The following is a 21,776-nucleotide window of genomic DNA, read 5'->3' on the forward strand; positions in this document are numbered from 1 at the left end:
ACCGCTTTATTAGTAGTTCGATGATAGATAATATATAATAGTAGAATCACCATTTTTACACTGTTTTTAACATTGTTGTCACTGTAATGAGTAAATGGTAAGATGAAAAGGAAAATTATCGAACATTTTGACATGAATTTTTTTTTGTGAATTAGTCTCAGATAAAGGAGCGTTCATCAGGTATGGGGATTTTAAATAAAGTATTTGATTTGAACAAACGCGAACTAAAACGGTTAGACAAGCTGGCTGCCAAGATTGACGAGCTTGCAACCGAAACAGAAAGATTAACAGATGATCAGCTTCGCGAAAAAACAGAAGAATTTAAAGCGCGCTATCAAAAAGGCGAAACACTTGATGACTTGCTTGTAGAAGCATTTGCGGTTGTCCGTGAAGGTGCCCGCCGTGTACTTGGCTTATATCCATACCACGTTCAGTTAATGGGTGGTATTTCTCTACATGAAGGTAACATTTCCGAGATGAAGACTGGTGAGGGTAAAACCTTAACAGCGACCATGCCCGTTTACTTAAATGCCCTTTCTGGCAAGGGTGTTCACGTTGTTACCGTCAATGAATACTTGGCTAGCCGTGACGCCACGGAGATGGGCCAGTTATACGAATTTTTAGGTCTTACTGTTGGCTTGAACCTTAACAGTATGGATAGTGAAGAAAAGCAGGCCGCCTATGCTGCTGATATTACCTATGGAACCAACAACGAATTTGGCTTTGACTATCTTCGTGACAATATGGTCCTTTATAAAGAGCAAAAAGTTCAGCGCCCGCTTTTTTATGCGGTCATTGACGAAGTTGACTCCATCTTAATTGATGAAGCCCGTACACCTTTGATTATCTCAGGTTCAGCACAAAAATCAGCTGCACTCTATATCCAAGCCAATGCGTTTGTTAGGACGCTGACAAAAGATGTGGATTACACTTATGATGAGAAAACGAAGGGCGTTATGCTCACAGAAGAAGGGATTAGTAAATCGGAAAAAGCATTTGGTATTGAAAACCTCTTTGATATGGCGCATGTTACCTTAAACCATCATATTAATCAGGCATTAAAAGCGAATGTCAGCATGCACCTTGATGTCGACTATGTCGTGCAAGACGGCGAAATTGTCATCGTTGACCAATTTACTGGCCGTTTGATGAAAGGGCGCCGCTATAGCGAAGGCCTGCATCAAGCGATTGAAGCAAAAGAGGGACTCGAAGTTCAAAATGAAAGCATGACAATGGCAACCATTACGTTCCAAAACTACTTCCGTATGTATGAAAAATTGGCTGGTATGACCGGTACAGCGAAAACGGAGGAAGAAGAATTCCGTAACATCTATAATATGAATGTTATTGTGATCCCAACGAACCGGCCAATCGCCCGTGATGACCGTGCCGATTTAATTTACGCTACTATGGACGGCAAATTCCGTGCGGTTGTCGAGGATATTGCAGAACGCCATCAAAAAGGACAACCTGTTTTGGTTGGTACTGTGGCCATTGAAACATCAGAATTGATTTCAAACTATTTATCTAAAAAAAGGATTCCGCATAATGTCTTAAATGCGAAAAACCATGAACGTGAAGCGGAAATTATTGCTGAAGCAGGCCATAAGGGCGCGGTTACGATTGCGACCAACATGGCAGGCCGTGGTACGGACATTAAGCTTGGTGAAGGTGTCATCGAACTAGGCGGCCTTGCTGTGATTGGTACCGAGCGTCACGAAAGCCGGCGGATTGATAACCAGCTCCGTGGACGTTCTGGGCGTCAAGGGGACCCTGGTATTACTCAGTTCTACTTATCAATGGAAGACGAATTGATGCGCCGCTTTGGCTCTGACAATATGAAAGCCATGATGCAAAGACTTGGTATGGATGATACCCAGCCAATTCAAAGTAAAATGGTCTCCCGTGCTGTTGAATCTGCACAAAAACGGGTTGAAGGGAACAACTTCGATGCCCGTAAACAGCTTTTACAATATGACGATGTACTTCGTCAGCAGCGTGAAATTATTTACTCACAACGTGATGAAGTATTAGAATCTGAAGACCTGCGCGAGATCGTTCAAAAAATGATACTAAATTCGATTCAGCGTAATGTGGAGGTCCATGCCCCTCGCCATGAGGATGAGGAAGAATGGGATCTTCAAGCGATTATCGAATATGTGCAGGCCACCCTTCTTCATGAAGGTGATATGACGATAGATGACCTAAAAGGCAAAGAGCCGGAAGAGATGGTTGAAACGATTTTTGCAAAAGTCAGGGAGCGCTATGAGGAAAAAGAACAGATTCTGTTCCCTGAACAAATGCGTGAATTTGAGAAGGTTGTCACGCTAAGAGCGGTTGACTCTAAGTGGACGGACCATATCGACGCGATGGATCAGCTTCGTCAAGGAATTCATTTGCGTGCTTATGGACAAATTGATCCGCTTCGTGAATACCAGCATGAAGGTTTCGCGATGTTTGAAGCGATGATACAATCGATCGAAGATGAAACGGCGATGTATATCATGAAGGCAGAAATTCGCAATAACCTTGAGCGTCAAGAGGTGGCTAAAGGTCAAGCGGTGAACCCGAAGGAAGATGGCGAACCTGTTAAGCAGAAGCCAAAAGTGAAGCAGCTTGATGTGGGACGTAATGCCCCATGTATCTGCGGCAGCGGAAAGAAGTATAAGAACTGCTGTGGAGCGGGGAAATAATAAGAAAAGCGCAAGCGCCTTGGTCAGCCCCGACAAGCACAAGACGAGCCGGCCGAAAGGTTGCTCTTTAACCTTTTGGACGGATTGGCTTGTGACCTCGAGGGGCTAGGCGCTGGAGCTGGACAATTTTCGAAGTCAAAAACATTTATACTTTCTTATCTTTCAAGAAAAGTGCAAGGCGCCCGCCTATCGGCGACAAGCATAACACGAGCCGGCCGATAGGTTGCTTTTTAACCTATTGGACGGATTGGCTGTAGACCATGAGGACTTGGCGCTGGAGCTGGACACGCCTCTAAGATTTTTATTATTTCTTATATTTATTAGAGGCCAGCAATGTGGTGCTGGCCTCTTTGTTTTCTAAAACACCATCAATCCCCAATCTTTTTCGCAATTTATCCACAAACTTCAGAAAATATAATTAACTCCTGTGGTTAATGTGTATAACTATTCAGAATTTTGTGGATAAACATGATTATAAAGAGTTATCCCCATGTGGATAACTCTTTATTTCTTTTGAAAGTTTTAGTCTTCTCGTAAATTTGCTATTACAAAAACACTGCTCCAGTCACCCGGAGCAGTGTTTTTTATTATTGTGCCTCAATTAAGCCGTAGCGGCCATCTTTACGCTTGTAGACAACATTAGTACGGTTAGTATCTGAATTTGTAAAGACATAGAAGCTGTGGCCAAGCATGTTCATTTGCAGGATCGCTTCTTCACTGTCCATTGGTTTCAAATCAAAACGCTTCGTCCGGACTAATTCAAGATCTTCTTCAGCATAATCGTGAGTTTCAGGGCTTTCAGGTGCTGTAAACGTGAAAGATAGTTCCCCTTTTTCACGGAATTTACGGTTTACTTTTGTTTTATGTTTGCGTATTTGACGCTCAAGCTTGTCGGTGATTAAATCGATCGCCGCATACATATCAATGTTTGTTTCTTCAGCACGTAAGACTAATTGCTGCAGTGGAATAGTGACTTCTACTTTTGACGATTTATCTTGATTGAATCTTAGATTCACGTTTACCTTTGCATCAGGTGCTTCAGTAAAATAACGCTCTAATTTAGAAATTTTCTTTTCAACATACTCTCTAATTGCTGGAGTAACCTCAATGTTTTCGCCACGTACGTTGTATTTCATGTGGACTCCTCCTTTTGTTAAGGCTATGTAATTATAATTCTATTTTACCCTATGAGATTCCTGCTAAAACAGAACTAAAATTTTGTCGAATTATTGACAAAAACAATAAGGAAATAGTGACAATAGCGGTTACACTCGTTGACTTTAATAGGTTTTTTTTACTAAAATGAATAGTTATTCATATATTTATTGTATTATTTTGGAGGACAATTTGCCACTAGAACGCTTATTGAATACGTTACATTGATGTGAACAGGAATGGAGGATGTCAATTTTGGAACAAGAAAATAGAAAGTTGCTGGCCTGGCATGAGACCTTGGAATTACATGAGTTAGTGGCCTTTCAATCATTAGGATTAATGAAACTAAAAATGTCGATTAAAAAAGTAACGGATTCTGAGCTTAGAGAATTATACCGATTATGTATTCAAGATCTTGAAAAAAATCTAAATGAACTCTTAAAATATTATCCTTCGGCCCAAGGCTATCAAGCCCGGGAAGAGGAAGAGGTCCGCGAAGATATCGGCTTTTTTGCCGGTGACCTTTTAGCATTATCAAAGACAATGGTACGGAATCTTTCTGTTGCGATTACAGAAACAGCGACACCAGCTCTACGAAGAACCTTTACAAATCAGTTAATGGGAGCCATCCAAGGTCATGAGAGGGTATATAACTATATGCACAAGCATGGCTACTATCCTTCATACGATTTAGGGCGCCTGCTCGGCCATGACATTGAAAATGCTCAAAAGGCGCTAAGAATGAGATTCTAATTTTTTAGGGGCGACGGCGGGCTTTACCTTGCGATTGTCAAGGATTGGATGCTCGCTGCCCCCGCCATTTTTAAAAGCTTCGCAGCGTGTCTCAATGTCGAGCCAGTTGTGTAAATATCATCGACCAACAAAACCCTTTTTCCCTCTAATTCACAGTCGGGATCCACCTTAAAGACTTGGGGAATGTGGATTCTTTCTGCTCTTGATTTTTTCGATTGCTTTTCAGAATGGACCCGCGTAAGGAGTCCAGCTGACGGGAAGCCGGCAAGGGTTATCAATACAGTTGCCTGGTTAAAGCCGCGTTCATATAGGCGCTCTTCGCTTAAAGGAATTGGAACCAATAAATCTGGATTAATTTTTGTGATTTCCTTTTTAAGAAGTTCTGCAAAAATCTTTGCTAATACATAATCACCTCGGAATTTATAGGTGGCAATTAGTTCTTTTAAAAAATCATTATAGAGATAGAGAGAGTGATTTCTTTCAAGAAAACCCTGCCAATCAGGGTCCTCCTCCCATCGCGTGCAATCATGGCACAAATCACCATCACGGAATTGTTCATTTAAGTGGTGGAATGGACGATTGCAGATGCGGCAGGTTTCCCCATTAATTTTTTCCAGCTTTTCTTCACAAGTTGGGCAAAGGAGTTGTTCTTTTTCTCTAGAGAAAAGTGCAATCCATCCGATGTTCGGAGCTATAACATTGTGGCAATAGAGACAACGGTCTTGCTGAAAGATAGTCATTTGGCTGCCTCTTGTTTATCAAGCAGCCCTTTTTTAAGTCCTTCTAGGTTCATGGTGACAATCTGCCTTCTTGCTTTTAACATGTCTTCGGTTTTTCCATAATGAAAAAAGGTGACATTACCCGTGGGATGATCCTTGCTCCGACCTGCCCGGCCGGCAATTTGGACGAGGGCACTTTCGGTAAAAATAGTGTCCTCTGCTCCTACTACGGCTACGTCGATATTTGGAAAGGTAACACCCCGCTCAAGAATGGTAGTGGTGAGAAGCATAGGTATTTCTTTGTTCCGCATTTTTTGTACCTTGCTTTTTCGGTCAGGATCTTCGGCATGGACGGCCTCAATCTCGGGATGAATTTGCTGCAAGATTGATAGTGCCTTTTCCATCAGCGGGATATGAGGGAAAAAGACTAATATCTGTTTGTCCGCTTGGATTCGGGTTTTTATCCAACGTATTACATTTGCGGGAAGGTTCCCTTTTTTAAGCTGCTTTTGCCAGTTGCCACACCAATTGAATTCCGGGACAGGGAGCGGTTTACGGTGGAACCGGGCCGGAATGGTAGTGTATGCTCTTGTACCGGTTCGGCATTCCCTTTGCCAATTGGAATTAGGGGTGGCGGTTAGGTAAATCATGGCGGATGCTGGTTTTCTGGCCTGAACGGCAGCGTACTGGAGCGATTCTTCCACTGTATACGGAAAGGCGTCAACTTCATCTAATATGATGGCATCGAAGGCATGGTAAAAACGGAGGAGCTGGTGGGTAGTTGCGATGGTTAGAGGGGCAAAAAGGTGGCGGTCCTCACTCCCGCCGTATAGGGAGGCAATCGGGATATCGGGAAAAGCCGCTTTTAATCTTGGTGATAGTTCTAAGACGACATCTGTTCTTGGGGTGGCGATGCAGATTCTTTTTTTGGCCGCGAGTGCGGATTCGATTCCAGCAAATAGGACTTCCGTTTTCCCCGCCCCGCACACGGCCCAGACAAGGTGCTCCTGATTTTGGCGGATGGCCTCGACAACATGATCCGATGCCACTTTTTGACCCTCAGATAGTGTCCCTTGCCAGGCCATGATTTGGGCTGGGTTCTGAATTTCAGGGGCTGGGCCGCTCCAGCCAATGAGTGGGGTACATTCACTGATTCTGCCCATCATGAGACACTTTCGGCAATAAAGGCAGTTTTCCCCGCATCTCGCGCAAGGGTATGCGCCGAACCACTGCGGATCCTTGTTGCCACAGCGGACACAGCTGGATTGTTTTCCGTTTTTTTCGATTCCTTTTCGGTATGTAAGATAGCCATGTTGATAATGTTCTTGAATGTCAGGGAGTGGGAATGGGAGATCATCGAGAAGGAGCTGCTTGCCGGTAAGCCGCTGTTGAAGCTCTGGGTTGTAGGTGAATGAGGGGGTAAGCGGTGGATTCGGAATCATTAGGATTTGTGCGATTGGCAGGGAATCTTCTTTTGTTTTGCTTGGGATGATTAGGTTGTCTTTTTGAATAAAACGCATGGGGGTATCACCTTTCCTTTCGGATGGTTTCTTCTGTTATTAAGTAACTTTTGCTACCTGACCATTGATGATATAATCGCTTTTTGGTATGTCCGGTTGTGGGTAGTTTAAGGGATATTAGTACTTTTCGTGTGATGTCCGATGTCGGGAGATGAAGAATCGTCTGGCATTCGTGATTGGTGATGGTTGGTTTAATCAAGAGAAAGTAGTTATTGATTGCTTCGATATGGCCAGTTTTGAAGGGCTTGCTGCATTTTGGGCAAATCCAGGTTCCTCTTTGATAATTCATGGGGACGTGGGTACACGATGGACACTGGACTCCATAGTGAAGGTCTGTTTCGGTCAGGTCGTACTCTTTTAAGATATCTATGGGTTTTGGGTTATGTTTACTTAACAGGAAATGAGCTATTTCATTCAATTTTTCAGGTTGAATTCTTACCTGTTTGTATCGCTTTTCGGAGTCCTCAATTTTATTAAACAGGTCTCTTCCTTTACAAATTCTTGTTGTGTCTGTATTTGTACCGGTGGCTTTTAATATCGTCTTATTGGTGCTTTTGAAAAAAACAAGGTAATCAATCGGCAAGAAAATGAGCTTATGTTGGATTAGCCATCTAGCTAAAAGGGATTGGAGTCTGCGGCATTGGGTCCGCGGGTCCTCGAAGGATTCTTCTGTTCCGTCAAGGTTATTACGGATGAGCTGGTTAAAGACATGATCAAAGTACAAGGTTCCAATAATATTTTTGGCTTCGATGATTAGAATGTGGGTTTGGGAGATTAGTAGGGTGTCGATTTGGAAGTAGATGTCGTTAAGGTTAAGTTGAAGGTCGTGGAGGATTAGGTATTTTTCTTGTGGCAGTTCTTTTACGTAGTTGGCTAAGGCCAGTTCGCCCCAATATCCCGCCCATCTTTTGGCTAGGTCTTTTTCTAGAATAGGATACTTTGAGTGGCTGCGGTTTAAGTATTTTTTTAAGATCTCGGTCAAGATGAGTCTCTGGGGGAGAGTTAGTTCTTTTATTGCCAAGATATATCACTCCTTTTTTGTCTATAATTCTACATAAAATACAATTTTCCTACATGATTGATAAAATATTTTTGAGGATTTTTTTGAGGATTCCGTCTGTTTATGAATTTATTCCGCCGACTTTTTCATTTATTCCGCCAACTTTTTCATTTATTCCGCGTACTTCTCTCTTTTTTCCGTCGATCTTTCTATTATTTCCGCCATCTTACTTTTCAGTTACCTTTTTTAAATCCCTACCAGGGTTCCGTTTCCGCCATTTTGGGCCGGAATTCCGCCGACTTTTTCATTTATTCCGCGTACTTCTCTCTTTTTTCCGCCTATCTTTCTATTATTTCCGCCATCTTACTTTTCAGTTACCTTTTTTAAATCCCTACCAGGGCTCCGTTTCCGCCAGTTTGGGCCGGAATTCCGCCGGTTTTCTCTTTTATTCCGCCGACCTTCTAATTTATTCCACGCACTTCTTCCTTTTTTCCGCCGATATTCCCATTATTTCCGCCATCTTACTTTTCCGTTACCTTTTTTAAATCCCTACTAGGGCTCCGTTTCCGCCATTTTGGGCCGGAATTCCGCCGGTTTTCTCTTTTATTCCGCGCACTTCTTCCTTTTTTCCGCCGATATTCCCATTATTTCCGCCAACTTATTTTTCAGTTACATTTTTAAAATTCTGCTAAAACATAAAAAAAGCCATCCCGGCCCATAAACCGGTATGGCTGCAAAACTAAAACTCTATTTTTTCATCCAGCCCAGCCCCATCGCACCCTCACCAAGATGGGTACCAATAACCGCACCAAAATAACCGATCACGAACTCAACATTAGGGTACAGTGCACCCAACTCCTGCTGCCACTCCTCTGCCTCCGCCTCACGATTCGCATGAATAATGACAGCCCGGTATTCCCCGCCGCCTGACACCACTTCACCAAGTAAATCCATAATCCGTTTGATAGCCTTCTTCCGCGTCCGGATTTTTTCAAACGGAACAATAACCTTATCTTCAAAATGCAGCAGCGGCTTCACCTGCAGAAGGCTGCCAATAAAGGCTTGGGCGCTCGACAGCCGTCCGCCCCTCTGAAGATTCAACAAATCATCTACCATAAAATAAGCATCGGCCGTTTTCTTTAGCTCGTCCAATCGATTCATAATTGCTTCAGCCGATTCCCCGCGGCCCGCCATCGCGGCAGCCTCTAGCGCATAAAACCCCTGAACCATGCAGCTGATCTCAGAATCAAACGGATAAACCTTAATTCCCTCCACCATACAGCCAGCGGTAACCGCCCCTTGATACGTGCCGCTAATGCCGCTTGATAAATGAATGCTAATAACCGCATCATAGTCAGCTGCCAATTCTTCAAACAACTCCACAAATTTCCCAATCGGGGGCTGAGAGGTCGTCGGCAGTTTTTTTGTTTTTATCTCTTCATAAAACGCATTTGCGGTTAAGTCGATTTCTTCCTGATAGACTTCCGTTTCGAAAATGACGTTTAAGGGAATCATATGTATAGTTAATTCTTCTCGTAACTGTTTCGGTATGTACGCGGTGCTATCCGTGACAATTGCCGTTTTCATAAAAGTGTACCATCCTTGTCTCTTGAACTAAGCTTTATTTTATATGAAACCACAAAAAAAGAACACACCGATTGAAGGCGTGCTCCTTAACAAATCTATCTTACTTCTACCCAGCCATTTTTAATGGCAGACACAACTGCCTGGGTCCGGTCATTTACGTTCATTTTTTGTAAAATATTACTTACATGATTTTTAACTGTTTTTTCACTGATGAATAAAGATTCACCAATACCGCGGTTGCTTTTACCATCGGCAAGCATTTGTAATACTTCACACTCACGGCGGGTTAACAAATGCAATGGACGGCGGATTTCAAGCGTTGGCACATAGCCGCCTCCAGTATGTCCTACTGTTGCTGCCAGCTTACGGTATTCGTTAACGAGGTTGTGGGTCACTTTTGGATGTAAGTAAGAACCGCCATCAGCCACTACACGAACCGCCTCAATAAGAGCGTCGGCATCCATTTCTTTTAACAAGTAGCCGCATGCTCCAGTTTTTAAAGCATGGGTCACATAGTTTTCGTCATCATGAATCGATAAAATAATGACTTTGGTGTTTGGGTATTTTTCAATCAGCTCACGGGTTGCCTCGACACCATTCATTCCCGGCATATTGATATCCATAATTACCACATCAGGCTGGTACTGCTCCACCAGTCCTAAAGCATCGCTGCCGTCATCGCCTTCAGCCACAACTTGGAACGACTTTTCGAATTCTAGTATTCTCTTCACACCTTCTCTGAATAGTTGGTGATCATCAATAATAGCAATTTTGGTTATCATTTGGATTTCCCCCTTATTACAATTTTATCATTTGCCGCAAGAATTTCTTTAGTTAATTAATGGAACACGGATTAAAACCGATGTTCCTTTACCAATTTTTGAATCATAGGTAATTTCGCCTTCAAGCAGGTCGACACGCTCTCTCATCCCAATCATCCCAAAAGATTCAGGTTTCTTAATCGATGGATCAAATCCAACACCATTATCCTTAATGAGGACGGTGACGGCATCTTTGGTAATTTCCAATCTGACTTTGATTTCGCAGGCGTTGGCATGCTTGAGCGCATTTTGCACAGACTCTTGGATCATCCGGAACAATGCGACTTCATACTTAGTTGGAAGGCGGCGCTCCAGACCAATATTCACAAATTCAATCCTCGAGTGGTTATGATATTCTTCAATAGTTTTTAAATATTTTCTGAGAGTAGGGACAAGACCTAAATCATCAAGTGCCATTGGACGAAGATCATAAATAATTCTCCGCACCTCATAAAGCGCGGCACGGACCATTTTTTTATAACTGTGCACTTCAGCAAACGCCTCTTCCGGACCTTTGTCCCTGTACACACGTTCAATCAAATCAGATCTCATAATGACATTGGCCAGCATCTGGGCGGGTCCATCGTGAATCTCCCGGGACAACCGTTTTCGCTCTTCTTCCTGGGCTTCGATAATTTTTAGACCAAAATCTTGTTTGGCCTTCGCGGTTTCGATAACTTCCCCTACTTGTTTCAAATCGCTTGTTAAGTAATTCATCACAACAGAAATTTGGGAAATAAGCTGGTCGGCACGGTCAATTGTGTCATCTAACCCAATCAATCTGCGTTCCAAATCGTCTCTTTTTTCCAAAAGCTGTTTCTTATACTGCCAATTGATAGAGAGGTCCATTTGGAGCTGGTGAGCTTTTTCGTAGGCCTCACGAACTTCCTCTTCTGTGTAATTCTTAAAATTCATACTCACTTCTGAGAGCATAAGCCGTGCTTGGTGAACCTGTTCTTCTAGCTGGTTCCCCTCTTCGATGAGGTTAACCATCATTTCCTTAATATTTCGGAGTTCAGTTGTCATACTTTCGTAATCTTGACGGCATTGCTCGCCAATTCGAAAAATATCACTTTTACTGTTTGTAACCCGATCAATCATTTCTTCACGAATTTCATCAATAGACTTCGTATTCACTTTTTTAAGTTTCATTTCATTCCCTCCAGGGCTTTCCCTTTAGGCCTTTAACACTTATTTTACATTGAATGTACGTATTTAGCGAACCATAACACTCATATTGACCTTCTACTGGGGTGAAAGTAATATAATAATAGTGTTACATTCTCTTTAAGAAGACGTATTGAACTATTACTATTATATCATTCGAACGTTACCATCATATTAAAGGTATATTACAACAATATTTTTTAAAAATGAAAGGAGACTACTATGCTGCCTCGTTATCTTACTGTTAAACAGACAGGCGAACACGAGATTGCCATCCAAAGATCCCGATTTATTGCCCATTTAAAACGCGTTGAAACCGAAACGGAAGCGCAAGAGTTCATACAAACCATTAAGAAGCAGCATTGGGATGCTACTCATAATTGCTCAGCCTACTTGATTGGCGAGCACGACCAAATCCAAAAAGCTAACGATGACGGTGAACCAAGCGGGACAGCCGGGGTACCGATTCTTGAGGTTTTAAAAAAACGAAAGTTAAAGGACACGGTCGTTGTTGTTACCCGCTACTTTGGCGGCATTAAATTGGGAGCCGGCGGTCTTATCCGTGCTTACGGCAAAGCCACTTCAGAAGGACTTGAGGCTGTGGGCATTGTTGAAAGAAGACTTTCCCGAATCATCCATGTGAAATTTGATTATACCTGGCTTGGGAAAATTGAAAAAGAATTGCGTGCCGCTGATTATAAAATAAAAGAAATTCATTACTTAGATACTGTCGAGGTTGAAACATATGTAGACGAAGGTCAGGTCCAAGCCTTCAAGCTATGGATGACCGAACTGACCAACGGCCAATGCACACTCGAATCAGGAAATAATGTTTATCTCGAAGAAGATCTGATCAGGTAAATAGTATTATCTTAATGTCGATTATATTCTGATTCACTATAAGGCACAATTGGGAAATTTTCTATAACCAAGCGTATTTAATTAGAACAGACAATTATTAACGAGAATATAAGACATAAGAAAGGACTCCCTTTGCCTTATGTCTTATATTTTTTTCACTTTTTTCAAGAAATAACGACAGTCTGTTGTACTCCAATCTGGGTTATTGACAAAATTTAAATACATTAATTCTACTAAAATAAATGATTGAATTAACTTATGGGAATGGTAAAATTAAATACGGTAAACTATTTTATGGTATTTCTATTTTCTAATAAGGAGACTTATATGATCCAAACAAGAATAAATCAGAAAAAAAGAAGAAGGTTCAGGCTAAAAAGATTTTTACTATTTGTTTTAATAGTTATGGTTCTCCCGACCGCATTTTACTTTGGATTTGTTTCGTATAAAACATATAAAGCCACAGCAAAAACTTACTCCCAGCTAGAAAGGGGCAGTCATTCCGACTTAAGGGATAAAGAAGTTACCATTAGTAAGGATCCTATCTCCATTTTATTAATAGGTTTAGAGAATTATAGTACAAACTATAAAGGCGGACATACTGATTCCTTAATGGTAGCCACTTTTAATCCTGAACTAAAAACAATGAAGTTGGTTAGTATTCCGAGAGATACCTATGTATATATTGACAAAAAAGGGAGAAAAGATAAAATCACCCATGCATATGGTGTTGGTGGTGCTGATGAAACCATTAAAGCGGTTGAAACCTTGTTGGATATTCCTATAGACTATTATGTTCAAGTAAACTTTAAGGGCTTTAAAGATGTTGTTAATGAACTTGGCGGGGTAAAAGTGAATGTACCATTTGATTTTTATGAACACTCTGACTCGACAGGCAAAAATATCTACTTTGAAAAAGGTCCTGCAAAATTAAATGGAGAAAAGGCCTTAGCTTATGCAAGAATGAGGAAACAAGATCCCCGAGGTGATTTTGGAAGAAATGACAGACAAAAAGAACTTATAAAAGCTATATTGGATAAAGCTTCTTCACCAAATAATGTATTAAAGATAGATAAGATAGCTGAACGTTTAGAAAAGAATATTACTACGAACCTTACAATGAGTCAACCACTTTACTTTTTTAAAAAATACAAGGGGTTTCCTTCTAAAAATATAGAGACCCTTAAAATTGCAGGCACAGATGATTATATCAATGATATCTATTACTTTATCCCTTCTGAAGAAAGCCTATCAGAGGTTCAAAAGCAGTTACAAACACATTTAGAATACAAGAAAGCGGAAAATAAAGAATAAAAAAAAACCTCCAAAGCAGGCTAACTTTGGAGGTTTTTTTATTCATAAATTGTCCAATTTAAATTGAATAAATTTTTTGTTCAATGGTAATAATAAAAAAGAAAATGCATGTAATATGCATTTTCCTTTTTATTAATGCTTGCCAGATAGTTTCCGGTACATTTTTAAGAAAGCTTTATTTCGTTCACTTACAATACCAACCAGTTCGGCGATAATGTGTATGATGATGAACAAAACGACTAAAACAATTAAAGCTACCCATAATGTAACGGACTCTAAAAGAATGGCTGCAACACTAAATAATATCCCAAAACAATAAATGATTAATACTGTGTTTCTATGTGATAACCCTAATTCCATAATCCGATGGTGAAGATGGGACTTATCTGGTGCACCGATGGGCTGTCGATTCATAATTCTTCTAATTATGGCAAAGGTGGTATCAAAAACTGGTACACCTAAGATAATTACTGGAATAATGATACTAAATAAGGTTACACTTTTATATAGCCCCAATAGGGACATAATCGAAATGCAGTAACCTAAAAACAACGCACCTGTATCTCCCATAAATATTTTTGCCGGGTGAAAGTTGTAAAACAGAAAAGCAAGTGTACTTCCTAGTACAATAAGAGCTATGGTTAATATTAATCCTTTGCCAGAAAGAGCAGCAAGAAGACCTAAAGATGCGATACCAATTGAAGAAATTCCTGCGGCTAAACCATCTAGACCATCAATTAAATTAATAGCATTTGTTATTCCAACTATCCAAAATATTGTTAAGGGATAGGAGAATAACCCCAAATCCATTCGGTCAACAACAAATGGAATCGTTAAAAAATCTACTTTTAATCCCGAGCTGACAATTAAAAGAGCCACAAGAAGCTGTCCAGCAAATTTTACTTTTGCCGACAATTCATATAAATCATCAAGAATTCCGATGATGATAATTAACACTGCCCCCACAGAAATCGTTAATATACGCTGGGAGTATAATCCGGAAACGAAATAACCTACAAAAACACCGATAAAAATAGCGAGTCCACCCAAACGCGGCATAATTTTTTGGTGTACTTTTCTCTTGTTTGGTTTATCTGTTGCTCCAATTTTTATCGCAAGCTTCATTACAAATGGAGTAGCTATAAGCACAGTAACGAACGAAGCTACAAAAGCTAGGATGTTTTGTAGATTAAACATTTATGAAATCTCCTTTATAGGTAGGATTATTTATATTTTTAACTACATGGAAAATTTAATACAAAGAAAAAAACACATGTTTTGGATTTATTACCCTTATACTTTCATTCAAAACCACGTTTATTGTATCACTTTATTTCATTGATGACTAGGGAAAAATGTTTACCGAAGTTAACATTAACAGGAAAAGTGTCGAAATTAGGATTCTTTTGTTGAACAAAATAAAAAAATCCCTCTCTAAAGAAAGGGATTAAGATTTTTTAATTGCGTGATATGCATAACCAGTAAATGAAATAATCGACTTTAGCAGCGAAAGCTTTTCAATTTGTCTATATACCTGCCAATTTCTTTTCGCCGCCTTTAATTTATTGCTTGAAATCGATCCTTCTACCTTCCGATAGTAAGCCAATGCTTCATCTAAACCATAGGCAATATACCCACGTTTTAATATATCCAGCCATAAGACAAAGTCTTGTCTAGTCCTAATGTTTACCATTTCGATTCTGCCGATCATTTCTTTATTTAAAACAACGGTTAGGCAGCCGATAATTGTATTTCTAAGTAATCCATTATAATCAATGGATTCAGGAACATGAACTATTTTACCTGTCCGAGTACCATCCTCTTTCATAATTTCATATCCAGTAAAGGCGAACGGTAAATTCCTCTCTTCCATAAATTTAATTTGCTTAGTTAACTTTTCGGGGTGCCAGAGATCATCACTATCTAGAAAAGCAATATATTTTCCATTTGCAGCCTTAATTGCAGTATTTCTAGCAATCGCTGCACCACTATTGGTAGGAAGGTTAAGTAATCGAATTCGTTTATCAGAAACTGCAAACTCGTTGATAATCTTTACACTATTATCTGGTGATTGATCATTGACTAGAATCATTTCCCAATTTTTATACGTTTGTTCCTGTGCCGACTGAATTGTTTCGGCAATAAATTTTTCTGCTTTATAAACAGGAGTTATTATTGAAACTAGTGGTTGAGAACACAATATTCCCACCTCCTACTTATTTTCATTAATATTAAATTTTTAGCATCTATGTTCAGGTTAATTCCTTCGCATATTAACTTCTTCTTTCATCTATTGGCATTACGAATGATTACGGTAGTTCAATTGCTCTTTTATCGCAGAATAATAAAAATTTAACGGACGATCTAATTCCTTAAATTTTTTCACAAACAAAGCAGTTAACATCAAAAATCCAATATAGGGTCCAAAAATTTCCTTAAATAGTGGTCCCTTGCTTTGAAAAGCTTTTAGATTGAGCCTAGACTCCTTTGAAGGTTTTGCATGGTATACAATTACTTGATTTATGTAGGATATGGTATATTCTTTTCTTAATAATTGACTTAATAGAATATTTTCCTCACCGCTAGGATATTTAGCCCCTAATCCAAATTCCTCATTAAAGACTAAATCTTCCGTTTTTATTCTATCCAAACGAATAAAAATTTCTATGGATGATTTTTGAAATATTTGCCTGAAATTTAATTTTTCATTCGAAAAATCAGAGTACATTTTATAATATTGGTTCAAATTCGGATCAAAAATTTGAAAGCAAATAACATCACTTTTGGAATGGTTTTCCTGGAAGACATTTATCACAGATTCAAAAGCATTATCAGGGTACCAGCAGTCATCATCAGAAAAAGTGACAATGTCACCTGTAATAAATGGTATAGCGGCATTCCTAGCTTTCGAAAGACCCTTCTGACTTAATTTTACATGTTTAATAAATAGATTATCATTAAATGGTTCTATATTCCTTTCAACCATAGAATGATTATCCTGAGATACAACAATAATCTGAAGATTTTTATACGTTTGATTCTTAAGGCTTTCTAATAACCTAACGAGTTCTTTTTCCCTTGTACCAAGTGTCGGAATTATTATACTAAGATTCAAAGCCCGATCTCACCTCATTATCTCTTTATGTGAAAAGACTTAATATGCATTATAGCAGATACATGTTATTAATAAAAACTTTCCAAGTTAAAACTATTAAACAAAATTTCCAAAGACCTAGTTAAATATTCCCCTAAATTTCACTGCAGTTCATACAGGTTAAAGCTTTTCTTACTTAGAGGACCCATACACTGGATGTTCCTTCACTTAAATCTTCTGCATGATTTTCCTAAATTGAAAAAAAGGGTCGACCTAAAAGTAAGAACTTTTAAGCCAACCCTTTTTAAAGGAAATGAAAATTAATTTCTGCCAATTTCAGCGATATAATTTTCTGATCCAATCCCAACCCAGGCCATGGTATTACTAGAAGGAACATAAACTTGATACCATAAACCAGTAGAATCTTTAACATAATTATTAGTTGAGTCAAGAACAGCTCTGAGATAAGTACCATTGTCTAAATTGCCAATAATGGTGCCCCCAGGAGTACTGCGTATGTTTAATTTACCACCCGACTGAATATTTTGAACCTGAAGCAAGTTATTGACATTTACATAATTTGCTGATATCCAGCCAACCGTTCCATTTACCGATACCTTATACCACCCATTTTGATATCCCAATACCGTTATATTCGTGTTGGCTGATAAAGTGGTGATAATAGAATCAGACGTCGATGGGCCAGTTCTTAAATTCACTGATCCGGTTGTATTACCAATAATATTATCTGGATAAACTACCAAGGTAGAATTCGGTATATCTCTACCTGGCGTAGGAGGTGGAGTATTACTTTCAGGCAATACCGTTGCATTAGTATAGTCTGCAGAATTATATGCCAGCATCTTGTTCATCAATCCAGATATTTTTTCTGCCCAATCAAGATCTGTTGCGTACCTCACATTCATACCTTTTAAATTTGGTGCCCCAGAGTACCATTTACCATCGCTATTCAGGTAGTTTTCCCTTACATACCATGCGACATAATCAATAGATTCGCTAAAGGATGGGAAATAGTAAGCTGAATCAAATGGTGAACTATCATATGCCCCAAATCCAAAAAGATTATGCTTTCAGTGGCTAGTCTCGAACGGCCCCAATTACTTTCAACAAGTGAATGTGCTGCCATATATAGTGCGTTTACACCATATTTATTTTGTGCATTAATAAAAGACTGCCCATAACCAATTAAAGGACTATCCGGAACTACGGACTTGATATAGCTATCAATTGTACCTGCTGTTACATATGATGCAAACCTTAGGTCTAACGATTTATACGGTGGAATAAAGGTTCCAACATAATTATCAGAAGTTGCAGTCCGCAAGTAAAACTTATCAGCAGGATCTTTTACGTACACATTCCCTTCTTTTAAGAAGGCTGGCGAAGGACCAACGTAGATTGTAGCAGTTACACTCCCCGGTTCACCCAAATAATGATAAAGTGTTCCGCTTTTGACCTGATAAAAATCCGGTCCATATGGAGCAGGACGCGCCGCCACTCTAAATCCTGTATCTTGGTCAAGTGTTAAGTTAAAGCGTGCGTTAGAGACATTTTCAAAATACTCAACAATTATTTCATGATATCCTTCAGTCAGTGAAAAACTTGCTGATTTTGCTGTCCCATTAGCTTCCGCACCATACCAGGCATCTACGACCAGCTTTCCATCAACCCATATTTTTGCCCCATCATCAAAGAAAGCATTTAAAACATAATTACCAGCTTTATAATATGCTTTTTTCTTAAAACGTGCTGAAAATTCATCACTAGGAATCATGGGGCTTGGGGATTGATCTTTCCAATCAAAATTCAAATCATTGATTTTTGTAGTAGAGTTCTTTCCGCCAATTACAACAGCATTTCCGGTTAATGATTTGTTTGGATAAATAAATCCGACCCATTGATCAGTATAGTAATCGGAACTAAACGGTTCCAAAGCAAAACTAATACTGCTATCTCCCGTATTTTCATAATACTCAATATCAATCCAATGAATATTTTCCTGACCGGCTGGAACATTACTGCGGTTTTTAATATTTACTAGAACAGCATCTTCGTCTACCGAACCTTTCGTCCAGCGGTTTAATACTAGCTCACCATCAACGTAAACCTTTACACCATCGTCAGCATTTGTTCGGATGATGTAATCCCCGGCATTAATCCGAGAAGAAGTTGAATATTTGGCACTGAATTGATCGGAATTTACTTTTCCCGGAATCGGGCTTCCAGTAGCATTATTTTCACTAAATTGGCCATTTACAGATGGTATTACTTTTGAATCAATAGGTGGTCCATCTAAGGAAGTATTATTATAGTAATAAGCTACCCATGAATTAAACGGCACAATATTTGAGAAAATAGATGCTTTTCCAGCGTCCTCATAATAATTTGTTTCGATATTATGGTATCCAGTAGAAGCGTTTAGCCATAATGCTCTATCTGTTTGACCATCAGAAGCAGACATACGGTCAATAAGGGTTTGTCCATCGACGTTAACTTTTATGCCATCATCCGCCAGCGTCTGAATAAAATAATTCCCGGCACTAAAATTAGCGGATTGATCAAAAAGCATCTTAAAGTTATCAACAGGAATGTCTTCAGATGGACTTCCAGTTCCCCAATTGTAATGAACTTGAGGGGAGGCGTTAAGGAAAAGGTTATTGTCCACTTGCTCATAATTCAATTCTGCATATGCAGTACCACTATTTTCGTAATATTGAACTTCAATCTGATGCAGACCGCTGGTTAGATTTACAAGTCCATAACGAATGTTTCCTGAACTATTAATCCATGAATCTATTATAGGAACCCCGTCAACTAGCAATCTGACACCATCATCTGCCTTTAATTTAAAAAGGTATTTTCCAGGTACGGGGATGTCTAGTTGTTTTTTGAATTTGGCTGCGAACATGTCTGCAGGAATCGATTGCTGTGGAGTGCCATTTCCCCAATCAAACCGTAATTCAGGAATAGGCTTAGCAGAATTTTTACCGCCTAATATAATCGGATTACCTGTGAAATCCAAATTTGGATAGATCTCAGCAAGCCAGCCATTTTCATCGTATGAAGTATTATATGGTTCAATAAAAAAATCTACTAAACTTGCGCCTGTGGCATCATAATAATCGACCTGAATCCAATGGATTTCCTTTTCGCTAGCAGGAACATTTTCTCGATCTTTAACCTCAAGTTTAATAGCCTCTTCCGTCTTACCATCATTCGCCTTCCATTTATCTATGACAAGCTTACCGTCCACATAGATTCTCATCCCATCGTCAGATCGACTGCGCAAAATATATTGACCTGCAGTTAAGCGTTTGGCCGTTGTATATTTCGCCGAGAAGTTGTCTTTCGGTATTCCGGATGCAGGACTATTGATGCCAATATTCTCAGTCAATTTCTTCAATGAACCAACTGGTGAAATTATTTTGGCTGCAGTTGGATTTCCTTGTAAATTATTATTAGGATAATAATAAGCTAGCCAATGATCCAAAGGGACGATATCTGAATAAACAAAAGCTTGACCGGTCCCTTCATAATAGTGGGTCTTTACGGTATGTGGCCCTTGATTTACGTTTAACCATAATGCTTGGTTAATAGATCCATTGGAAGGTGTCCATCTGTTTATTTTCGAATTATTATCGATTTCAACTTTCACACCATCATCAGCTATGGTTTGTAAAAAGTAATCCCCTGCTTGATAATCCCTTGATTGATCAAAAGTCGCAGAAAAGTAATCTTTTGAAATATTTGCCGGGTTTCCGTATCCCCAATTATAGTGAACTGTATTTGTTTTCACATTTAATACAGAATTCGGGGTTTGAAAATAATTGAGCTTTAATTTAGCAAGACCAGTATTTTCATAATACTCAACTTTTACTTTATGAATACCCTCTGAAAGAAGGACTTTCCCCTCTTTAAGAACTGCTGATCCCGGGCCCCAAGAATTGAGTACCAGTTTGTCATCCACAAAAATTCTAAAACCATCATCACTATACGTTTGAAATGTATAATAGCCTTTATGAAAGAAATCAGACTTTGTAAACCTAGCGGTATAACGATCATTTGGAATTAACGGATGAGGAGAATGGGAACCCCAATCAAAATTCAAACTCGAAAATTGCTTCGCAGAGTTGGTACCTCCCAAAATAATAGGAGACCCATTAAAATTAAGGTTTGGGTAAATTTCACCTACCCAAGTATTTTCGTAAGTATGATATGGCTCCACAAAAAAATCAAGCTGACTGCCGCCTGATCCGTCATAATAGTCTACGTCAATCCAATGGACGTCCTTTTCCCCCGGAGCGGCATTTACTCTATCATTAATATCAAGCTTTACCGCATCTTCGGTTTTAGCATCACTGGGTTTCCAATGATCCAAGACAAGTTTTCCGTCTAAATAAACTCTAATTCCATCATCTGACCGGCTGCGAAATATATATTGCCCCGCAGGCAACCTTTTTGCGGTTGAATATTTTGCAGAAAAATTATCTTTTGGTATGCCTGAGACAGGGCTGCTTAAACCAAGATTTTGAGTTAATCGTTTTAATTTCCCAGATGGTGCAATAACCTTTGCCGCCGTTGGAATTCCTTGCAAGTTGTTATTGGGATAATAGTAGGCTAGCCAATGATCAAAGGGAACAATATCAGAATATAAGGCTGCTTGTCCCCCGCCTTCATAGTATTCTGTTTTTACAGAATGCGCACCCTCACTAACATTTAGCCATAGTGAACGATCAACTGTACCAGATGTTGAAGCCCAGCGATTAATTTTATAATTTCCATCTGTAATGACTCTTACTCCATCACTAGCAAGTGTTTGGATAAAATAGTCACCAGCACTATAAGTACCTGATTGATCAAATAATCCTCTAAAATTATCTTTAGGGACATTATTTGCTGGACTGCCGTAACCCCAATTATAATGAACGGTGTTTGTTTTTTGAGTATAATCAAACCCAGCTGCTTTAACACATGGTGAGAAATATAGCAATGAACAAGCAGTAATTCCTGTGGCGATAATTGTATTAAGTTTTAAAGACCTCAATATTATAAAAAAACTCCTTTCCTATAA

Annotated in this window: 16 protein-coding genes; 4 read left to right on the forward strand and 12 right to left on the reverse strand. The window is 39.4% G+C overall.

Going from position 1 to position 21,776, the window contains the following annotated elements; genetic code table 11:
* The first annotated feature begins 182 nt into the window (after positions 1-182).
* Positions 183-2,693, forward strand: coding sequence for a preprotein translocase subunit SecA (gene secA, locus M3226_RS18590; RefSeq protein WP_251567924.1), 2,511 nt, complete (start codon positions 183-185; stop codon positions 2,691-2,693).
* A 587-nt stretch (positions 2,694-3,280) separates the two neighbouring features.
* On the opposite strand, the gene hpf is transcribed toward secA, so the two are convergent.
* The gene (gene hpf / locus M3226_RS18595; RefSeq protein ID WP_251567925.1) at positions 3,281-3,829 is read right to left on the reverse strand and encodes a ribosome hibernation-promoting factor, HPF/YfiA family; all 549 of its coding nucleotides are present in this window, start codon (positions 3,827-3,829) and stop codon (positions 3,281-3,283) included.
* A 274-nt stretch (positions 3,830-4,103) separates the two neighbouring features.
* On the opposite strand from hpf, the gene M3226_RS18600 reads away from it, so the two are divergent.
* The gene (locus tag M3226_RS18600; RefSeq protein WP_251567929.1) at positions 4,104-4,601 is read left to right on the forward strand and encodes a spore coat protein; all 498 of its coding nucleotides are present in this window, start codon (positions 4,104-4,106) and stop codon (positions 4,599-4,601) included.
* A 23-nt stretch (positions 4,602-4,624) separates the two neighbouring features.
* Here M3226_RS18600 and M3226_RS18605 read toward each other — a convergent pair whose 3' ends face one another.
* From M3226_RS18605 to M3226_RS18630, 6 genes are all read right to left on the reverse strand, one after another.
* Positions 4,625-5,341 (reverse strand): ComF family protein, encoded by a 717-nt coding sequence (locus M3226_RS18605; RefSeq protein WP_251567931.1) that lies wholly within the window; start codon positions 5,339-5,341, stop codon positions 4,625-4,627.
* Positions 5,338-6,840: a DEAD/DEAH box helicase gene (locus M3226_RS18610; RefSeq protein ID WP_285857909.1), complete on the reverse strand. Its 1,503-nt coding sequence runs from the start codon at positions 6,838-6,840 to the stop codon at positions 5,338-5,340. Before M3226_RS18610 ends, M3226_RS18605 begins: the two co-directional genes overlap by 4 nt.
* Before the next feature lie 7 nt (positions 6,841-6,847).
* Entirely contained in the window at positions 6,848-7,861 is a 1,014-nt protein-coding gene (locus M3226_RS18615) for a nuclease-related domain-containing protein (protein ID WP_251567933.1), read from the reverse strand.
* A gap of 726 nt (positions 7,862-8,587) precedes the next feature.
* Positions 8,588-9,427, reverse strand: a complete 840-nt coding sequence (locus M3226_RS18620; RefSeq protein ID WP_251567935.1) for a DegV family protein — start codon at positions 9,425-9,427, stop codon at positions 8,588-8,590.
* Positions 9,428-9,522: 95 nt separating this feature from the next.
* Positions 9,523-10,209, reverse strand: a complete 687-nt coding sequence (locus M3226_RS18625) for a response regulator (RefSeq protein ID WP_251567937.1) — start codon at positions 10,207-10,209, stop codon at positions 9,523-9,525.
* A 48-nt stretch (positions 10,210-10,257) separates the two neighbouring features.
* Positions 10,258-11,400: a sensor histidine kinase gene (locus M3226_RS18630; protein WP_251567940.1), complete on the reverse strand. Its 1,143-nt coding sequence runs from the start codon at positions 11,398-11,400 to the stop codon at positions 10,258-10,260.
* A gap of 237 nt (positions 11,401-11,637) precedes the next feature.
* Here M3226_RS18630 and M3226_RS18635 point away from each other — a divergent pair, with 237 nt between their 5' ends.
* Positions 11,638-12,276, forward strand: coding sequence for a YigZ family protein (locus M3226_RS18635; RefSeq protein WP_251567943.1), 639 nt, complete (start codon positions 11,638-11,640; stop codon positions 12,274-12,276).
* A 264-nt stretch (positions 12,277-12,540) separates the two neighbouring features.
* Positions 12,541-13,590, forward strand: coding sequence for an LCP family protein (locus M3226_RS18640; protein ID WP_251567957.1), 1,050 nt, complete (start codon positions 12,541-12,543; stop codon positions 13,588-13,590).
* Positions 13,591-13,722: 132 nt separating this feature from the next.
* Here M3226_RS18640 and M3226_RS18645 read toward each other — a convergent pair whose 3' ends face one another.
* The 5 genes from M3226_RS18645 to M3226_RS18665 all read right to left on the reverse strand — a co-directional run bounded on the left by M3226_RS18645 (position 13,723) and on the right by M3226_RS18665 (position 21,749).
* Positions 13,723-14,787: a glycosyltransferase family 4 protein gene (locus M3226_RS18645; RefSeq protein ID WP_251567959.1), complete on the reverse strand. Its 1,065-nt coding sequence runs from the start codon at positions 14,785-14,787 to the stop codon at positions 13,723-13,725.
* 250 nt (positions 14,788-15,037) lie between these two features.
* Entirely contained in the window at positions 15,038-15,790 is a 753-nt protein-coding gene (locus tag M3226_RS18650) for a glycosyltransferase family 2 protein (RefSeq protein WP_251567962.1), read from the reverse strand.
* Between the two features lie 99 nt (positions 15,791-15,889).
* Entirely contained in the window at positions 15,890-16,705 is an 816-nt protein-coding gene (locus M3226_RS18655; RefSeq protein ID WP_251567965.1) for a glycosyltransferase family A protein, read from the reverse strand.
* Between the two features lie 299 nt (positions 16,706-17,004).
* Positions 17,005-17,604 (reverse strand): SH3 domain-containing protein, encoded by a 600-nt coding sequence (locus tag M3226_RS18660; protein WP_251567967.1) that lies wholly within the window; start codon positions 17,602-17,604, stop codon positions 17,005-17,007.
* A gap of 65 nt (positions 17,605-17,669) precedes the next feature.
* Positions 17,670-21,749: a PA14 domain-containing protein gene (locus M3226_RS18665; protein ID WP_251567970.1), complete on the reverse strand. Its 4,080-nt coding sequence runs from the start codon at positions 21,747-21,749 to the stop codon at positions 17,670-17,672.
* Between the last annotated feature and the right edge of the window lie 27 nt (positions 21,750-21,776).

The sequence above is a fragment of the Neobacillus cucumis genome (assembly GCF_023715505.1).

Coding starts and splice junctions, on each gene's coding strand:
- M3226_RS18630 (WP_251567940.1), bottom strand. CDS start 11,400: ATGAAACTTAAAAAAGTGAATACGAAGTCTATTGATGAAATTCGTGAA.
- M3226_RS18635 (WP_251567943.1), top strand. CDS start 11,638: ATGCTGCCTCGTTATCTTACTGTTAAACAGACAGGCGAACACGAGATT.
- M3226_RS18620 (WP_251567935.1), bottom strand. CDS start 9,427: ATGAAAACGGCAATTGTCACGGATAGCACCGCGTACATACCGAAACAG.
- M3226_RS18605 (WP_251567931.1), bottom strand. CDS start 5,341: ATGACTATCTTTCAGCAAGACCGTTGTCTCTATTGCCACAATGTTATA.
- M3226_RS18625 (WP_251567937.1), bottom strand. CDS start 10,209: ATGATAACCAAAATTGCTATTATTGATGATCACCAACTATTCAGAGAA.
- secA (WP_251567924.1), top strand. CDS start 183: ATGGGGATTTTAAATAAAGTATTTGATTTGAACAAACGCGAACTAAAA.
- hpf (WP_251567925.1), bottom strand. CDS start 3,829: ATGAAATACAACGTACGTGGCGAAAACATTGAGGTTACTCCAGCAATT.
- M3226_RS18645 (WP_251567959.1), bottom strand. CDS start 14,787: ATGTTTAATCTACAAAACATCCTAGCTTTTGTAGCTTCGTTCGTTACT.
- M3226_RS18610 (WP_285857909.1), bottom strand. CDS start 6,840: ATGCGTTTTATTCAAAAAGACAACCTAATCATCCCAAGCAAAACAAAA.
- M3226_RS18640 (WP_251567957.1), top strand. CDS start 12,541: ATGGTAAAATTAAATACGGTAAACTATTTTATGGTATTTCTATTTTCT.